This window comes from Rhizobium sp. ZK1 (assembly GCF_047782645.1).
GTDB lineage: Bacteria > Pseudomonadota > Alphaproteobacteria > Rhizobiales > Rhizobiaceae > Rhizobium.
Map to the genome: position 1 here is coordinate 1,848,368 of NZ_CP180587.1, position 17,995 is coordinate 1,866,362.

The 17,995-nt window shown below is 55.9% G+C and carries 13 protein-coding genes; 7 read left to right on the forward strand and 6 right to left on the reverse strand.

Features of this window, described 5'->3' with window-relative positions; genetic code table 11:
• Positions 1–115 precede the first annotated feature (115 nt).
• Positions 116–874: an alpha/beta fold hydrolase gene (locus tag ACK9YZ_RS31195; RefSeq protein WP_416068471.1), complete on the forward strand. Its 759-nt coding sequence runs from the start codon at positions 116–118 to the stop codon at positions 872–874.
• A 137-nt stretch (positions 875–1,011) separates the two neighbouring features.
• Here the strand turns inward: ACK9YZ_RS31195 and ACK9YZ_RS31200 are convergent, their stop codons facing one another.
• Entirely contained in the window at positions 1,012–2,046 is a 1,035-nt protein-coding gene (locus ACK9YZ_RS31200) for a glutamine synthetase beta-grasp domain-containing protein (RefSeq protein ID WP_416067348.1), read from the reverse strand.
• A 933-nt stretch (positions 2,047–2,979) separates the two neighbouring features.
• Positions 2,980–3,846 (reverse strand): MBL fold metallo-hydrolase, encoded by an 867-nt coding sequence (locus ACK9YZ_RS31205; protein WP_416067349.1) that lies wholly within the window; start codon positions 3,844–3,846, stop codon positions 2,980–2,982.
• A gap of 949 nt (positions 3,847–4,795) precedes the next feature.
• Here ACK9YZ_RS31205 and ACK9YZ_RS31210 point away from each other — a divergent pair.
• The 3 genes from ACK9YZ_RS31210 to ACK9YZ_RS31220 all read left to right on the forward strand — a co-directional run bounded on the left by ACK9YZ_RS31210 (position 4,796) and on the right by ACK9YZ_RS31220 (position 9,089).
• Positions 4,796–5,890 (forward strand): polyamine ABC transporter substrate-binding protein, encoded by a 1,095-nt coding sequence (locus tag ACK9YZ_RS31210; protein WP_416067350.1) that lies wholly within the window; start codon positions 4,796–4,798, stop codon positions 5,888–5,890.
• A gap of 1,356 nt (positions 5,891–7,246) precedes the next feature.
• The gene (locus ACK9YZ_RS31215; RefSeq protein ID WP_416067351.1) at positions 7,247–8,035 is read left to right on the forward strand and encodes an outer membrane protein; all 789 of its coding nucleotides are present in this window, start codon (positions 7,247–7,249) and stop codon (positions 8,033–8,035) included.
• A 388-nt stretch (positions 8,036–8,423) separates the two neighbouring features.
• The gene (locus ACK9YZ_RS31220; protein WP_416067352.1) at positions 8,424–9,089 is read left to right on the forward strand and encodes a phosphatase PAP2 family protein; all 666 of its coding nucleotides are present in this window, start codon (positions 8,424–8,426) and stop codon (positions 9,087–9,089) included.
• 896 nt (positions 9,090–9,985) lie between these two features.
• On the opposite strand, the gene ACK9YZ_RS31225 is transcribed toward ACK9YZ_RS31220, so the two are convergent.
• The 3 genes from ACK9YZ_RS31225 to ACK9YZ_RS31235 form a co-directional block, all read right to left on the reverse strand.
• Positions 9,986–11,113, reverse strand: a complete 1,128-nt coding sequence (locus tag ACK9YZ_RS31225; RefSeq protein WP_416067353.1) for an esterase-like activity of phytase family protein — start codon at positions 11,111–11,113, stop codon at positions 9,986–9,988.
• A gap of 603 nt (positions 11,114–11,716) precedes the next feature.
• Complete coding sequence (locus ACK9YZ_RS31230) at positions 11,717–11,875, reverse strand: hypothetical protein (RefSeq protein WP_416067354.1); 159 nt, start codon at positions 11,873–11,875, stop codon at positions 11,717–11,719.
• 508 nt (positions 11,876–12,383) lie between these two features.
• The gene (locus ACK9YZ_RS31235; RefSeq protein ID WP_416067355.1) at positions 12,384–12,794 is read right to left on the reverse strand and encodes a hypothetical protein; all 411 of its coding nucleotides are present in this window, start codon (positions 12,792–12,794) and stop codon (positions 12,384–12,386) included.
• A gap of 140 nt (positions 12,795–12,934) precedes the next feature.
• Between ACK9YZ_RS31235 and ACK9YZ_RS31240 the strand changes: the two genes are divergently transcribed.
• The 3 genes from ACK9YZ_RS31240 to ACK9YZ_RS31250 all read left to right on the forward strand — a co-directional run bounded on the left by ACK9YZ_RS31240 (position 12,935) and on the right by ACK9YZ_RS31250 (position 17,417).
• Positions 12,935–13,237, forward strand: a complete 303-nt coding sequence (locus tag ACK9YZ_RS31240) for a hypothetical protein (protein ID WP_416067356.1) — start codon at positions 12,935–12,937, stop codon at positions 13,235–13,237.
• Between the two features lie 405 nt (positions 13,238–13,642).
• Entirely contained in the window at positions 13,643–14,887 is a 1,245-nt protein-coding gene (locus ACK9YZ_RS31245; RefSeq protein ID WP_416067357.1) for a cytochrome P450, read from the forward strand.
• 541 nt (positions 14,888–15,428) lie between these two features.
• Positions 15,429–17,417, forward strand: a complete 1,989-nt coding sequence (locus ACK9YZ_RS31250) for an ATP-binding protein (protein WP_416067358.1) — start codon at positions 15,429–15,431, stop codon at positions 17,415–17,417.
• A gap of 218 nt (positions 17,418–17,635) precedes the next feature.
• Here ACK9YZ_RS31250 and ACK9YZ_RS31255 read toward each other — a convergent pair whose 3' ends face one another.
• Positions 17,636–17,836, reverse strand: a complete 201-nt coding sequence (locus ACK9YZ_RS31255; protein ID WP_416067359.1) for a DUF1127 domain-containing protein — start codon at positions 17,834–17,836, stop codon at positions 17,636–17,638.
• Positions 17,837–17,995 lie beyond the last annotated feature (159 nt).

A 17,995-nucleotide genomic window follows, 5' to 3' on the forward strand; every position in this document is an offset into this window, starting at 1 on the left:
AAAACAATATCGCGATAAATAATGGCTTGACAGACTGTTCCGGTGAACGTATTGAATAATTATTGCGATAATAGTTATCGCGCTTTTAGAGGAGAAAAACATGAATTTCGCATCGATGAGCGTTCTGGCTGCGATTGGCACTCTTGCCGCCGTCAACTCGGCAACCGCACAAACGATACCGCAGACCCAAGCCGTTAAGAATGTCGTTCTCGTTCACGGTGCATTCGCGGACGGCAGCGGTTGGCGTGGTGTCTACAAGGATCTCACCAGCCGCGGCTATAAAGTCACCATTGTGCAAAACCCGCTGACATCGCTTGCCGACGACGTCGCGGCCACAAACCGCGCGCTGGAGCGACTGGAAGGTCCAGCCGTTCTCGTTGGACACTCCTGGGGCGGAACTGTCATCACGGAAGCGGGTGTCGACCCGAAGGTTGCCGGCCTTGTCTACGTTTCAGCTCTCTCCCCCGATGCCGGTGAGACGAGCGCCCAGCAGTATGAAGGCTTCGCCCCGCAGACGGACTTCGTTATCGAAACTACCAAGGACGGCTTTGGCTATGTGAAGCCGGAGAAGTTCAAGATCGGCTTTGCCAACGATGCAAACGAGGAGGATGTCGCCTTCATGCGGGACTCGCAGGTTCCGATTAACATGTCTGTTTTCGGTACTAAGCTCACCAACGCAGCCTGGCGTACGAAGCCGAGCTGGGCAGTGATTGCTACGGAAGACAAGGCTTTCGACCAGAAGATGCTGATCCATATGGCGGAGCGTATCGGCGCGAAGGTAACCAAGGTATCCGCAAGCCACGCGCTGTTCATGACCCAGCCAAAAACGATTGCTGACACAATCGACCAGGCCGCCAAAGCGGTCTCGAAGTAGGTCTGGGATTTTGAAGAGCGGGCGGCGCAAGCCGCCCGCTGCTGACCCGCAGGTTGTTTATGTCCAACCATCTGGCGGGAAGCATCGATGTCCGTTGTTGCCGGATACCAGTTTTTTACGCCAGCCTGCAACCAATGTCAGCCAACTTGCCTGTCGAGAAGCGAGACTTCGGACACCGTCTTCAGAATCCGTGAAGCGATCTGGTAGGGGTCGCCCTGGGAGTTCGGGCGGCGATCTTCGAGATAGCCCTTGTAGTCGTTCTTGACAAACGAGTGCGGAACGCGGATCGAGGCACCACGGTCGGCAACGCCGTAGGAGAACTTGTTCCACGGAGCCGTCTCGTGCTTGCCGGTCAGGCGCTTGTCGTTGTCAGGACCGTAGACATTGATGTGGTCCATCAGGTTCTTTTCGAACTGAGCCATCAGTGCTTCGAAATAGGCCTTGCCACCAACTTCGCGCATGTACTTGGTCGAGAAGTTGCAGTGCATGCCCGAGCCGTTCCAGTCGGTGTCGCCGAGCGGCTTGCAATGATACTCGATGTCGATGCCGTACTTCTCGGTCAGGCGCTGCAGCAGGTAGCGCGCCATCCAGATCTGGTCGGCCGCCTTCTTGGAGCCCTTGCCGAAAATCTGGAATTCCCACTGGCCCTTGGCCACTTCGGCATTGATGCCTTCATGGTTGATGCCGGCAGCGAGGCAAAGGTCGAGATGTTCTTCGACGATTTCGCGGGCAACCGAACCGACGTTCGAATAGCCGACGCCGGTATAGTACGGACCCTGCGGAGCCGGGTAGCCGCTCTCCGGGAAGCCGAGCGGACGGCCGTTCTCGAAGAAGAAATATTCCTGTTCGAAGCCGAACCAAGCGTCTTCGTCATCGAGAATGGTTGCGCGAGCGTTGCTTGCGTGCGGTGTCACGCCATCCGGCATCATGACTTCGCACATGACGAGCACGCCGTTGGTGCGGGCCGGATCGGGATAGACGGCAACCGGCTTCAGCACGCAATCCGAGCTGCGGCCTTCGGCCTGCATTGTCGACGAACCGTCGAAGCCCCAGAGCGGGAGCTGTTCGAGCGTCGGGAAATTATCGAATTCCTTGATCTGCGTCTTGCCACGCAGGTTCGGTACCGGGGTGTACCCATCGAGCCAAATGTACTCGAGCTTATACTTTGTCATTACCTTCCTCATATTAAATTGAAGCATCGCAAGATGCGAAAACTTCGTCGCCGCATTATTTCAATACGGCTAAATCTGCTTGCTAATGTAATACGACGGCAGCAAATCGCCGTTGCCGTTGGTCGAACGGGAACCGTGGCAGGTTGGCCAGCGTCGGTTTCAAGTGGTCGGACCCTGTCACCGCGTCATGTGTTGCTCCGGCTGTGGCCGCGCGGCAAGACAACCCCTACCCACGAAAAGCACCTAATTTCAGCGATCAACAGGTCTTTGACGTGAAGTGGCCGACAAATCCTTGTCTGAGCCTGCTTTTACCGAACCCTGCTAGGGTAAAAAGGGTTTGTTCGATGCGAGCGTCCATCTCGCAAACTCCTGTGCTGAAGATCTCGATCTCTTTTCTTTCGTGGAGTGCAAAGCGATTGCGTTCCAGGCCGTCGCGCATGGTGGCGCCGATGCGAGAGATTCGTCAACGGACTATCCGTGCCCGCAAGACGGTCGTCGGATTGACGATCCGTGGATTTCGACAAGGATGTTGCACAAATCTTCGGCTGCCCTCCTGTCAAGATCAATACAGAGGTCACCGCCAAATATGGCAGGCATTCGTGCATCCCGATCCCACACCGTCCAGCGTCCATAGAGACCTGATAGTTTGACGAATCGTGCTTCTTCGGGCTTGATGCCATGGGCCCTGCAGGATTTGCTTCTCATGTCATGACCGAAAGTGGTTTGTCGTCGGATTACATGCGCGATCGACCGCGCAGCGGCGCGTTGCTATTTCATTGCGTGATCCAATGATCAGCGCCTCGCCTTCGGTGAAGGCCATTGCGCCCTTGCCGATGAGGCCGGATAAGCAGCGCAATATGACAGTACGTGGCTGGGGTTGATCCGCTCCACAGAAAGCTTCGTCGGTCAAGGCCCTCCAAACCTCATTCGGTCCTAGTGAAAACTATCGTTGTATTGAACGGTTGTGCTATGGCCTGTGTCACTCAGGGGTGGAAGCCCTCCGTAGAGGTTGATCTGGAGAGTGGCCAGCATCAACTGCGGCAACGGCAATCTCTTGTCTTTCCGCTCTCGCAGTGCGACGAATGACGACAAATCCCTCCCCACGAGGTCAACGTTTGTTTCCGCTTGAGCGCGGATGGAGGTTTCCCAACGTGCCTTACGGCCGTTTGGACGGTAATCGTGACCGACGAAGAGCCTGGTGCCTTCGGGAAGTCGAAGAATCGACTGTATCGTGTGCCAAAGCGCAATGGGATTGCCGCCCGGCAAATCACAGCGAGACGTCCCGCTGTCTGGCATCATCAATGTGTCATGGATGAATGCTGCATCACCGACAAGATAACTGACCGAGGACGATGAATGGCCCGGTGCGGCCACCGCAGTGAGCGTAAACCTTCCGACCTTTATTGTATCTCCATGATCCAGCAGTAGGTCCCATTGACATCCATCCGCTCGATGAACGCCAACTTTAAACATGTCGTTCCAGAGGCTCCGCATTTTGAGCACGTCCTTGCCAATACCTGTTGGAGCCTTTGTCACCTGACTTAGGTAGCTGCTGGCGCTGACATGGTCGGTGTGGGCATGTGTATCCAAGATCCACTGCGTTCGAAGCGCATTTGTGCAGAGGTAGTCGAGAATGGAGTCGGCGCTGCCCGTACAGAAGTGGTGTGATGTGACGTCAAAGTCTAAAACTGGATCGATGATCGCGCATTCCCTTGTTGCCGGGTCCGAAACCACGTATTGAACCGCTCCGGAGAGCTTATGATAGAATGCTCGGACGAAAGGCGTGTCAGGCTGGTCCATTTGAGTTCCGCTGTTATTGGATAATATTGTATCGTCCCCTCTCTTCTTTCGCTATGTATGATAGGATTACGTCGTTTGATGTCAGATGAAATGGCGTAGATCTGCATAAGGTCAGGACTGGTGTGATCCGCACACGCATGCCATTGTGATCCTGTATCCGCCTATCGTTGAAAACGGGATACATCCAAGAGGCGCGCAATCATCCTGTTGCAATTGTAAGCTTGCACTCGAATCTGTGACGGAGGTGAAACATCGCTCGCGCACGAAAGGGAACAAAGGAGTTCCCTCGTGGCCGAACATCAACACCCAATCGCATCGAGCAAGAAGCCATCGCACCTAGAGCTCGTCTGGCCTCCGCAGCAGCGGTGCTCAGAATCAACACCGAAAATGCATGACTATGTGCTCGGCTTTGCGCTTTTGGGCTTCGCGTGCCACGTCACGGCTGAAGGTTTCACTGAGCAGGAGCGCCTCCTGGCGGAAGATCCTAACAAGCCCGCGGGCCGTAACTTGATGGCGTCGTTCCGGACTTGGGTCCGGCGCTGGCAACCCTAGCATTGCTGCCGCTCCCTTATATAGCTCTTCAGTCCGGCCCGGTAGCGCACCGCTTGTACTGTCGATGGTCGTGGGTTGCGGGTCGCGTCGAGACAGGTGCGCCACAATTGATATAAGGGTCCGCCGTGCGCTGCCTGGTTCCCTCGTCGCACTTTAACGTTTTGATGCGCGATCGCTCTTCCGGAACGCGTTCATTGATGCGGGCGCACCGGGCCTCATGACCGGTGAGCCTTAATCATCTAGCGGCGTTGTCTCACCGAGTGGATCGATTCCTCGCTGCAAATGAAACGGCTTCAGGACTTTTTCACATGATCGGATAACCGCGTGCGGCCAGCATTGCGCTTGAGACGTGCCCAAAAACCGGTCCGTCCAAAATAAGATTTTTTAGAGGAAAAGTATGAGAGTCGCAATTTGCCTTGCAGCCAGTTTCATTGCCGCCTGCGGTTTGGCACCACAATCGACAGCCAAGCAAAGAGTCGTCAACGTCTACAATTGGTCGGATTACATTGATCCGGTCATTTTAGAAGATTTCACCAAAGAAACCGGCATCCGCGTGGTCTATGACGTCTTCGACGACAACAGCGTCTTGGAAACGAAACTCCTGGCAGGGGACTCGGGCTATGATGTGGTTGTCCCAGGTGGACCGTTTCTCGCCCGGCAGATCGCAGCCGGCGCCCTTCAAAAACTGGACAAAAGCAGGCTCCCCAATATAGCCAACCTCTGGCCGGAGATTACTCAAAGACTCGCGAAATACGATCCCGGTAATCAATACGCGATCAATTATATGTGGGGCACTACCAGCATTGGATACAATGTCGAAAAGCTCAAATCAATTTTGGGCGACCTTCCTGTCGTCAGCTTGGATATAATATTCAAGCCAGAATATTTGGAAAAGCTAAGAGCCTGTGGCATAAATATTCTGGATGCCCCTGACGAGACTATTGCACTTGCGATGAACTACTTGGGAAAGGATCCAGACAGCAAGAAGGCTGGCGACTTGCAGGCCGCGTCCGACCTGTATCGCAAGACTCGCCCGTACGTTCGCACGTTTAACTCTTCAGCCTACATCAACGACCTGGCGAGCGGCGACATATGCCTTGCAGTCGGTTGGTCCGGCGATATCTTCCAAGCGAAAGCCCGCGCGAGCGAAGCGAAAAACGGCGTCACGATCGAGCTGCTGGTGCCTAAGGAGGGAGCCTACGTCTGGTTTGACAACCTCGCCATTCCGGCAGACGCCAAGAACGTTGCGGAGGCCCATATCTTCATCAACTATCTGATGCGGCCGGATGTCATTGCCAAGGCGTCGAACTATGTCCAGTACGCAAATGGCAATCTAGCCTCGCAACATCTGCTCGATGAAGCCGTTATCGGTAACCCGGCGATATATCCGCCCGAAGCAACAATGGCGAAGCTATTTTCCATCTCGCCCTATAATGCCCACCAGCAACGGGTTCTCAACCGCCTTTGGATCAACGTAAAGACCAATTTCTGATTTTATCATGTCCTGGGAAGCTGCGGGATCTGTCCGGTTCAAAGACGTGGGTAGGTGCCCCTCGACAAGGAAGAAACTTGCCTGCACATTCAGACCACTCGATCGCGTGGTCTTGGCGAGGCCGATTGCTTGCGCCAATCGGTCCCCAGTCCCTCTGAGGAAAGCGCCTAACGGCGACAAAGAATAACCAGCAAGCGCATTCACTGAGAGTGTTTTCGTTGCGCCGCCCGAGTGAGTGGTCGGCGCCATTTTTTCTTCCCGATCGACGCCATCCCCTTGGCGTTGATTTAGGGACGTCCGCGTTGCGGTGCCAACAGGCTTTGATTGGCTTCCCTCCTCCGAACAAAGACGCTGCGGCATCTTTCGGTTTGTGTGATGTCCTCACGATCGCAACGAATTAAAGACGGCAGCAACGAAGGACAGGTTCAGACGCGAGCTGCCGGATTTGCAAGGCCGCCGGTTCAAACCGTGGATCCATCAACTGCCGGGATTGCAGCTATGGAAAGATGCGAAGCGGCAGTGCTTGTTCCAAAACCAACAGCAGACTGTAGTAGAAGACGGCCACGACGCAGAATAGGAGAGCGGCCGCGAGACATTCGATTACTGATGTTCCCCTATCCTCTTTGTGCTGCGCATTCGGTCGTTCTCTCTGTCGACTGCAAGTGATCCGGCGTACCGGGACGCAAGCCGTTTTCCCTGAATCAACCGTGTGTTCCTCGTCGTGCTTGCCTTCTGTGCCTGGCAGGCGCAGTTCGTAGAGCAACATCTGCTCGAGTTCGTGGGGTGGAACCCGCATAGGTTCATTTTCAATGGATCCGGAAAACCGCCGCGCCATACTATCCTCTCGTCGAACGATTGTGGGTCAGCTCATTTGCGTGTTGAGCTGGTGGATCACTCGAGGTCCTAGGTTGCACGACGATTGCTGTAGCTGGGTGGACCGTTTAATCTGTAACCGCGCTCGGTTTCCTCTTGCCGGGTAGGTGCAGGGCGAACGTATCCAGCTTAAATGCCCCTGTGAGCACGGTACTGCTAGCCAATTAAGTAGCTGGGCATTCCCAGGTGCGCCGACCGACATCAAGGTGATTTGCGCAAGCACACTCGCTTGGGGCGTTGGGAACGGAGCTGCCTGCCGTCGGTAAATTGTTACAAATCTAGCCGTTCTGCGCCTTGCCGAAACCGAGAAATAACACGCCTCGCCCAACCATCAGGCATCTTCATCAATACTGGTGAGGATGGGAGCGAATTGCGGCTGACATACCGATCAATCCGATGACATCAGAGGCTCATTCTCATCGGTTGAGCGGGCGGTGGCCGGCTCCCAATCTGGATTCGGATAGATAGATTGGATTTTTTGCAATGCCTAAGAAGACTTTGACCCTGACTTTGGGTTTCATCATGTCGGCCTTCTCGGTGGCAAACGCCACTGACCTGCTGGAATCTGCGCCGGCACCTTCTGTCGAAGCACCCGAGACATTCTCGTGGAGTGGTTTCTACGTCGGCGCCAACCTAGGCTACGGTTTTGGCGGCGATGGAAACATTTCCTCTGTGGGTCAGCTTGGACCCAACATCGCCAACATAGCAACGGGGGCGCGTCCAGGTTCGGTTGATCTGGACCGGAACGGGATTCTCGGCGGTGGCCAGATCGGTTACAATTGGCAAAACGGTGCACTGGTCTACGGTCTGGAGGCGGATTTTGCTTTCACCAATATTGATGACAATCGAGACATCGTCACGCCGCAGATCAATACAGGACTTGCGCAGGGAAACCAATTCAGCTCTGAGCTCGACTATCTTGGCACCGTGCGCGGGCGCCTGGGCTATGCGTTCGATCGCACCTTGTTTTACGGCACCGCGGGCCTTGCCTACGGCAAGAGCACGATGGGCGTCGACATGTTTGCCCCGAATGGTGTTCGACAGTTCACGGGCGAGAAGACCGAAACGAATGTTGGTTACACGGTCGGTGCAGGTGTCGAATATGCAGTAACGAGACAGATCTCACTGAAGTCTGAGTATCTCTACTATGATCTTGGCGAGGAAAAACTCAACGTCCAAGCTATTCAGGGAACGGGCGTTGCCGGTGGATACGATTCCAAATTCAACAACGACGGCCATCTGTTTCGTGTTGGCTTGAACTACAGGTTCTAGCATTGGCGACGGCGGCGCCGCCGAGCGCCGCTATCCTTCACCGCCATATACATATTGTGCCAGGCTGGACATTTGCCGCTTCGATTTGCCATCGCGACGCTTTGGAACCAGACGGGGTGCCCGACCGGGTCGACACGGGCCGATGTTTCCGGATCCTCATCGACGGTGCCAGCAAGCGACCGTAGAGCAGACGGAACTGATGAATGGACTATCCAACAGTTTGAAAACTTCGGGCAGCCGTTCTCGATTGCAACTGCGACCGATTCTTTACCCGGCATCCTCGCCGGAACCGACCTTGCGTCTTCGCGGTGGGGTTTGCCGGCATGTGTCGCGCGAGCGAATGATTTGCGCGATACGGTCGAGCCAGCCATAAATTGAAGGACCTCAAATGCATGATCGCAATATTGCTGCGCAGGTAAAGAGGGAACAGGGCCTCGGCTGTGGCGCCTGGTCCAATCTAAAGGCGGCCGCGACTAAACTCTGTCTGCTGATGCTGGTGGCGCTGACTGCCGTCACGGCCGACCTGACGATTGCCAAAACGGTTCCTGCTCTTCCGGCTTGGATGTCGTTTGCCGCTGGATGGGTTTCCGTGTCGACAGACCCCGTGGTCATCCTCCCCTTGCTAGCAGGCGCCTTCATAGCCGCACGGTGTTTCCGTGAATTTGGCTTCCTTGAACTGATAACAAGCCTTCTTATTCGCAGTATCTTGGCGGTTGGGATCGCTACCCTTCTCAAGCTCGCGATCGGCCGCGCAAGGCCGAACCAAGGCTCAATGGACTTTCTGCTCTTTCACCCCTTCGCGGGGCAGGACATGTTTGCGTCAGCTCCTTCGGCCCAAGCCACATTGGCTGGGGCCTTCGGTTGCTCATTGGCTGTGGTCTTTCCGAAGTTACAAGTCCCGATCCTTGCAGCTGTCATGGTGGTCTGCCTCTCGCGTGTTTTTGTAGGCGAGCATTGGACGAGTGACGTGATATTCGGCTGCACCTTAGGCTGGGCTATTGTCGCGGTAACGAAGGCGCTACAATCTTTGCCGCAGCGCGACCTTGCTCGCTGACGATGCAGACAGGTGGTCCGGGCACAGAGCTCTCGGTCCCTTCGGTTGTGGTCGGTTCGCAAGCCATCGCACCCAGAAGCTTTGAATCTGCCTCCTCGAAAGAACCCGGCCAATTTGTGGCCGGATCGAGACATTCTGCTGATCCGGCCTCGTCGCCTAGCAGGCTTAATAATTGCAGTTATGAGGGCCGTTGGTCGGCCTGAAACCAAGGTGGCAAGCCCTCCTCAATGGTTTTGGTTGATGAGAATAGCCGCCGTGGCGGAAGGCTTTTGCTGGATACCAGTAACCATCAGGACCTAACCGATAGCCGAAACGTTTCACGCGATAGCCGCGATAGCCGTTCCAGTAGCCTCGTTCTGTGTCCCGATAGCTTATTTCGAAAGCGCTTGACGCTTGATCATGGAGAGGCGCGGCAACGGCGCCCTCCCCTGCTACAGCTGCAAGTATGCATGTTGTAGTGATGGAAAAGATTGCGAACAATCTCTTTGTCGTAAATCATCCTTTCAGACATATCGATTTCTGCGCTACGGCCGGATACGCCAAGCAATGTCACGCATGCTGACTATCTCAAGATGTCCGTTTGACCGGTAATTGCGTCATTTGAAACATGGATGCAGCATCCAACTGGATCTGCAGCCACGAGTATGGCGAAGGCAGCTGAGGTTCTTCGAACGGTCCGCCCCGTCGCTGGACCGAGTGTCAATCCGGCAAACATGACGACGATGAATCGCCAAAAAGCTCGTCATTGCGGTACGGGAAAATCCTCAGCGAGGGTGAACGTGTCTAGAATGGATGCTGCCAGCATGGGTGCTCGAGCCTGGGGTATGGGTGAGCGTAAGATCGACGTGCGGGCGAGGATTATCGACGCCCGACCGTTCCGTTACGGTTAACTCGGTTCATTGCTTGATCTGGAAGGCGAAGAACTGGTTCTTCTGCTTGTCAGAGAAATTGTTGTCCGCCGCGAGAATCAGGACGTCGGTGCCGTCCTTCGCCTTGCCGATAGCCATGCATTCGATGTTATCCGGCACCAGGCCAATCGCGCGAAGATCGAGAATTTGGGTCTTGCGAACCGGCACGATGAGTTCGTCGCTCTTGGCAAGCGATGCAATGGGGGAAACGTCGGTTGCATCTCTTATATCCACCATGAAGAGCCGAATGGTGTTGCCGAAGCCCTGCGCGAAACTGCGCTCGACAACGATCAGGCGATGGTCGTCGAGCGCGACCATTTCCGACAGGCCATTGTCGTTGCCGCCGTTGGCCTTGGTGGCGACCTGCGGGATGGGTGAGACGGGATAGACAAACTGCGCATTGGGTTCCTCGGTCGCGGCGTCCCAGCGTATGATGCGCGACAAACTGCCCGTCGTCAGTGAAGGATTTGGGCCGTCCTGATGGAGCGCTGCTTCCAGCCCGGCGAAGACGTGACCCGACGGCGTGACGGCGAGAGCTTCGAAAGCGAGGTTGTCGCGAATGCCTGTTGACTTGTCAGCCATCGGTGCGAACCCGTCTGGCAGCTTAAGCTCACGCAGGAATACGCCCTCGGCAGAGGTTACACGAACGAAAGGGGGAACGAGTGCTTTTGCATCTCCCTCGCTGCTCCAATAGATTGCATCCTTGCCGATGCGGATGGACTCGGGATCGACATGGCGCGGCGCAAAGGGCTGACCGTTCTTGTCCTCCAGGACAACACGCTTTCGAACTGTCACGTCGGTTATGCCAGCGGCGCTTACATCGATGTCAAGGTGCAGAAAGCGAGCCGGGGCCTTCTCCGAGCGGTCGTCGCTTATGGCGATATATTGACCCGTGGCTGCATCAAAGGTGAGTCCCGACAGGCCGCCCACGGGAACGTCACCGTCTAGTTGCTCGGCAGGGATGGTGAACTCGCCGAGATAGGACAGAGAGATTCCTCCCGCGCAGTCGCCAAAGGGGCACGGTGTGTCCACGGTCGTACCAATGTTGGTCGCGTGGACCGAGGCAATATTGGACAAGATGGTAAGAGAGGCAGTCACAAGGAAACGCCCTAGCATAATATTTCTCCAATCACGAGATTTCAGACGAACCCAGCTCTCGTCAGCTGCAGTTCAGGTTGGGGCTAGCAGACACGAGGGCAGCGTTTGACCAAGCGTTTGGCAGCAGCGGTGCGGCGGTCGATTGATGGCACCTTTGATCGTCGCGATTGGCGTAAGGGCCACACGACCGCAGCCACACTGTCGGTGAAAGGCCCTTCTTGCGGCCATGCCAATTCGACTGCACCGAAACGATGGCCTGTACCTGTTGCTGGACGGTTTCAAAATCCTACCGTTTCGTTTCAACTGGAGCGCTCTGCCGCGTCGCGACCTCGCTGGCCGCCGGTCCTCGTTGATTTTGCCTAGGCGAACTAAGCTGATCCCATGAGCTGGCGAGTGCTAATGGAGTGCGGCAGCTTTGGAGGAGATTGCCGTTTGTAGCGTTAAGGTGCGGGTCCGCATCCTTTCTTGCCAAGACCACGGCTTGTGATGCGCCGTCGGATTGCTCACCGGCATCTGTCGGCATGCCAGGCGAAGCGATGGTTGCTGCTTTGAGAACGTTCGGGCCGCTTGGTCCATCGGAACTAACTGACAAAGACCTCGAGCAACGCGCTGAAGATCAAATCAAGCTAACAGCAAGTCGTGGATAAAGCCGTAGATGAGGATTGCGATAACAATGGCTGAGCCGGCAGCCAGCGCCATCACAAACTCCCTTACGCAAAACGCCACGTGAGCGGTTTGATCGCTCGTGCCGGAGAAAATCGCTTGCTCGTCTTCGATCATGCCAAACTCAAGCGGCAGCAGTTCTCCGTCGACCGCAACAAGTCTGGGGTACCCGCCTCTTTGGCGATGATCTGATTTCGGAACTTGGCTGAGCTTCAAGCGGGATAGACCTTCGACAATGGGCGTCCACGGCGCCGCACAAACCGCGATGACGGGAGGGATGGGCGAACATAATGTCTGCGTGCTAGCGTGGCGACCCTTCGCTCTCGGAACCTCTATTAGGATCAACGCGCATCTTAACTTCCCAAACAAATCTCTTCCGCAGAAGATATGAAAAGCGTGGTCCACAGTCTTGGCGCGATCATTTCAGCCACGCGGCCAATTATTTGCTTTGTAACCCAGCGAAATAATCCGGTTAGACAATCCTTTCCGGCAGCATTATCGCACGTCGACCTCGCTTGAATATAGCGCGACGATCAGGATGAGACTGCGCACCTTGATTGTCGCCGCGCACTTGAAGGCGTTCGAGGAAAAGCCTGCTAAGGAACGGTGATCGTCGCTGTCGGCGTCAGCGCTTGAACCGACCCTGGCATGAAATCGCAAGCAGCGCTGATTTCGGGTCGCGCTTTGACCCGCCGGTGCTCACAGCAACCTTCACCTGCGGCACTAACTTAGCCTGAGATCGTTTAACATGGCAGCTCTGCTCAACGCCCACTTGTCGAGTGATCTCGGCGTTGAATGCAAATGAAATAGAGATGATCAAAATGGACACGGTTTTGAAATTGGCACTGCTTAAAGGGTCGACCTCAAGAGGTCGATGGCAATGAGAAGAACCGTTATGCTGATAGGCAGTGGCGAAGTGGCTGACGCCGTGGCGACCAGCAATGCCGCCAGGCCGGCCAAGGCCACACTGGGCTCCGGGAACCGGCGCAATCCATCCGCCGGCCGTCGAATCCTCGGAGACATGGAGTGTGCGCAACCCGAAGAAATTCGAGGAGATGCGCGTCGCTCGCCCTTTCGAACCTGGAGCTTGCAGATCTCCGTGATGAACATACCCAGGGACTTAGCGACTTCTGAGCCGGTACCGGCAAGCGCTGAGCCCGGCGATGAGATATTCCAATGACACGAAGAGCGCCGAAATCATCACCAATCAAGCTGATTGCCCGCGACGGCAAGCTGTTGGTTGGCGGCGGGGCGGAGCGAGCCGTAGATGGCCCAGACTTTGCTGCGCCGCCCCTGAGTGACTGGAAGGAGGACACGTCGGACGGCGCTCTCAAATGGATGCTTCACCCGTCGCTGCTGGTTGAGTTCGCCTGCTGCTTGATATTTGCAGTCACGATCGTGGTGGTCGGCTGTATCTACATAGTTACGACTGATGGGTTATTGCCGATAATTCTACAAAACAATGAATTGATCTGGTGATTGTTCTGTCTTCCATCGCAGCCCACGCATGTCCTGAACGTTGCCAAGAGTTTCCGTCCATACCTGGCTAGCTTAGATGCAATCGTCCGTCGAATGGATTGGCATTGCAGTCGGCGCGAGGCGCCGGCCGGTCGTCCCGCCGCGTATCGCAGGAGATCGGCCACGCCAGTGCGGGAGCATCCTCTCCGTGTCTTGAGCGCCTCGCTGTCTTGGGGAGCGAATATCTGTCTTCATCGATGCGATCGGTCATATTTCGGCGACTTCGCTGACACAGCCATCCAGCGGGACGACAAGAGACGAATATCTGCGCCGCGACGCATCGACAATCGGCTTGTGACATCTGTAGTTGCTTCCAGGCAAAATGAAACGTCAATACGCATCAAACGGGGCAACCTAGCACTTCCCATGAAGGACAAGCCAAAGGATCTGCCCTTGACCAAGCCTACTGCGATGCCGTGCGTTGTTTCTCCGCCGACCCTGAGCTTTGCCGAGTTGAACGCAAACCCCCACGAGACCTTCGCGACTTACCGTCCGTCCCTACCTTTCTTGCGACGTGAGGACGGTGCCTATCTTGTGCTGCGCGCGAGCGACGTTCGAGCCTTGGTGAAAGATCAAAGGACAAAGCAAGTCGAGACACAATCGATTGCAGCGCGCGGCATAGCCTCAGGACCCATCATGGAGTTCGTTACAAACACGATGCTGTTTTCCAACGACGAAGTCCATCGACGCAGGCGACAGCCTCTGGCGAAGTGTTTTTCGTTTCGAAGGATGGAAAGCGTAAGACGGGACGTGCGATCGCTTGCTGAGGATTTGGCCGGCCGCAGCTTGGATGGCGGCAAGCTTATGCTGCGCGATGATTATGCGGCACTGATACCGGCGATCACGCTCGCTGGGATACTAGGCATCGACCCATCGGATGTTCCATTCTTCACTTCGCTGGCGTATCGGGTATCAAAGATATTGACGAGTTCTTGGACGGCCGAGGACGTACCGGATATCGAAGCGGCTTCTCGCGAGCTCAAGTCCTATTGCTCGGATCTGATCATCAGCCGGCGCAGCTCGCCGAAAGGTGATTTCATATCCGACTACGTCGGTAGTGTCGATCAGGACGCAGAATTATCCGCGATCGAGGCCGTCATGCAGGTCGTTTCCATTGTAATTGGGGGCACCGATACGACCCGCGCCGCCATCGTCATTCAGACCGGGCTGCTGCTCGAAAGGGAGGATCTGTGGGAAGCGTTGCGCAGAGACGAGGATCTGATTGTGCCTGCCGTAGCGGAGGCATTGCGACTGGAACCCGCCGTGGCCTCCATACCTCGGTTAGCTATCTGCGACATCGAATTGGATAAACAATTTATACAAAGCGGTAGCGTTCTGGTGCTGTCAACCATGTCGAGCCTGCGCGATCCCGAAGAATTCCCTAGACCGGAACTGTTCGATCTCCATCGCGAACGCCCCCGATGGCATCCTGTCTTCGGCGATGGTGCGCACCGGTGCTTGGGGCAGGCCTTGGCGCAGCTCGAGTTGGCAGAGGCACTCCGTGCACTGGTTGGCTCCAGGCGTCGGTTGCGGCTCGCAGGTGATCAACTGTATGTTCATGGCCATGCTGGTATCAGGCAAGTCGATGAACTGGAGGTTTGCTGGGACTGAGTAAGTTCGGCGGCAGAGCCGGCAGCCGGCAAGGGAACCCGGCTGCGCGCTCAAGACGCCGTCCCACTGCGCAAAAGGAAGCCTCAATGACTTCACTGGTCGGCCGATTGATCTTGCTCTTTCAAACCTGCGTCAGCGTGTCAGCGGGTTGACGTTGACCAAAAAGGGGCACGCGGCGCGGTTGTTGCTTGCCGGCAAAGGTCTAGGACGCAGGATTGGGATCGGCACCGAAGCGCATAGACTCATCTTGAGGAAGCCGCCGGCCGGGCCCACTTTGGCATTCCCGGCACAGGCGTGGCAGACGCATTACGGTTGTAGTGCAACTCATCGAATCGGAAATGATCTGGTAACGCGAGACCGCAAAAAATCCTTGCAATGCATCCCCGCTTCGAAGCCAACCTTTCCGAAGCTGGTATGACCGGCGCGGGGTCCCTGGGCGTTGGCAACACGGGGGTAGAACGAGGGACGTGGGGCCGTGAACGGGCACTGTCGAGCTTTGCGCACGACCGCTCTCAATCTCCAAACCACTTAGTGAGCAGACATGATCATACCGAGACCCTGGCTCAGCGCGAGGACGGCACGGCCGTCAGTCGATAACTCCGTCAAGATCCTCGTCAGTCTTTTTGGCGCGTTGCTGATTGCCTTGCTCGCGTCCGGCCATGAATCGACAAGGGATTGCACGCTGTGCGGCGCTGCCGCTGGTGGGTTAGGCTTTTCCGGTGCCGCATCTGCAGTCTTGTCATTTTGCCTTTGCGCCTACGCATTGTGGGTGACGTTTCAGGGGATGAGGCAATCTCAGTCCACCAGGCGATTGCTGGAGAGCCAGTCGCTGCTTAGCAAATTCCGACGAGCCTTTGACGATAATCTCACAAGGAGCGAGTTCACCCTTGTCGCAACAACAGTTCTCTCGGAGTTCGCACAGTTTTTTGGCGCGGATGAAGTGAGACTCGAAATCGTCGAACCGCGCACCGGCGTCACGGTCGAGGAATATTTTGGCATCAAATTTCCGCCTCCTATCGAGCCAGAAGTCAAAGCGGACTTACTAGTAAGAGCTGGCATAACGAGTTCAAACGGAGAGCAGATTGGGCGACATTTTCTCGACGTGGAGAGCATGCGGCCCTGGCCGTTTACCGCCCGCACGACTATGAAGGTTGCGGCCGCCGTCACGACCCCACTCGGACGCATCGGTATTCTGCTGCTAGCCTACAGCAAACCCCGGCGGTCATTTCGCGAAGATGAAATTTCGCTGTTATGTTCAGCCTTGTCGGGGCTGATCCAGACCGCCGCCGATCATTGCAAGCGCAGGAACCGTGAAGATCTCGAGCGAAGTCTCAGTCACGCCGAACGTGTGCAGGCTGTCGGCACCTTGGCTAGCGGTATAGCTCATGAGTTCAACAATATCCTTGGCGCGCTTTTGGGCTACGGAGAGATGGCACTGCAGCGTGCAGAAGAAGGTGAATATGTGGGGCACTACCTCCATGAGATGATGGCCACTGCCAGACGAGCGGAGTTCATCGTCAGCCAGATCCTCACATTGAGCCGAAGTCGCGAACAGGAGCGGCGCCCAATCAATCTTGTTGAAGCGATCCGGGACGCCCTTCCGCTGATATCTGCTTCGCTGCCCGATCTGGATGTGAATGCGCCACTCGTACCTGACGAAGACTGTAAACTTCTCGGGCACCCTGTTGAACTCCAACAAGTCGTCATGAACCTCTGCAAAAACGCCTTCGAGGCATCAAGAGGCGAAATCAAAGTCGACATCAATGTCGACGTCGTTCTGGTGGAGGGTGTGAAGTCTCTCTTTCTAGGGTTATTGCAGCCGGGCAAATATGCCCGCGTAAGCATCTCAGATAATGGGAACGGAATTTCTCCGGATGTGCTTCCGCATATTTTTGAGCCATTTTTCACGACAAAGGCCGCAATAGGCGGGACTGGCCTCGGCTTGGCGGCGGTCCATGGCCTGGTGACAGCAATAGATGGCCGGATTGACGTTACTAGCGATTGCGGAAAAGGCACTTCCTTTGAGCTGTATTTTCCCCACTCCACCATGGTGCCAACGCCCATCAACCAATTCATCGCGGTCCCAAGCGTGATGTCAGGGAACGGGCAGCTGATCGCCATCCTGAAGCCCCATTGCCGCGACCTGGCGATGCTTGAGGAAAAGATCGCCGCGCTCGGCTACGAGCCCGTTGGCTTTTTGGAGATCGGTATGATGGAGGATTGGCTGTCAACCCAAACGCCGGACTTGATCATGATTGATGTCCGTTCGATCCCACCAAGCTATTCGGCCCGCGATATCGCGACTATGGCGCGTGGCGCCCATGTCGCGTTGATCTCCCATTTCGGGAGAGAAGAGATCCTAATCAGTGCTATCGCTCTGCGCTTTACGCTGCTGCGCGAACCGCTGAGTAGCCGGGCATTGGCCGATGCGATCAGGGGGGGCATCGTGGGGGAGAAGGAAAGGCGCTCCCTGGTGGAGAACCGCTCAGCGTTGCCGTCAGCCAATCGATGGACTGCATCTCCGAGCTGAGCGCGCGAAGGTCGCGCGGCCCAGTCCCTTGCGACATTGTCAAGCGTCTAGCCATCGCTGGCATAGCAAAACACGCGCGTGAATGCGGAGAGCCGCGTTGATGCCCGCAAAAACGGGATCGGCACTGGCGATTCTCCAATTGATCCTCCTTATCCGGCGACTTTTCGACCATCTGAGTACCGGCGAAAGTGACGATCGCGCAGGCACGTCCTGCGATCTTAGTTGTCAACGGGCCGCTCGTTTTGTCGGCCGATCCGTACGAACCACTCGATATCGCTTCGCAAGATCCCGATATCACGAAGCATGAAGTCATCCAGTCCCCCAAGTTCGATAGTGGCTCTGCGGATCTTGCGCTTGCGGCGTAGCGATGCAATCGGGCGCGTCAATTGTGCCATGATTGTCGTCTGGTTAAATCCCATTGCTGCCTCCGGGCTTCTTCAAATGGATGTTCGACGCGCGCGTGGCGTCGGTGGTCCGTTTGACTATTGAGCACGCGTGCCGCCTGACTATTAGGGAATGCTAAAAAGCAGTTGCATTTGTAGCGAGCCATTGAGCTCGCTGCGCAAAGATGCCTTGGG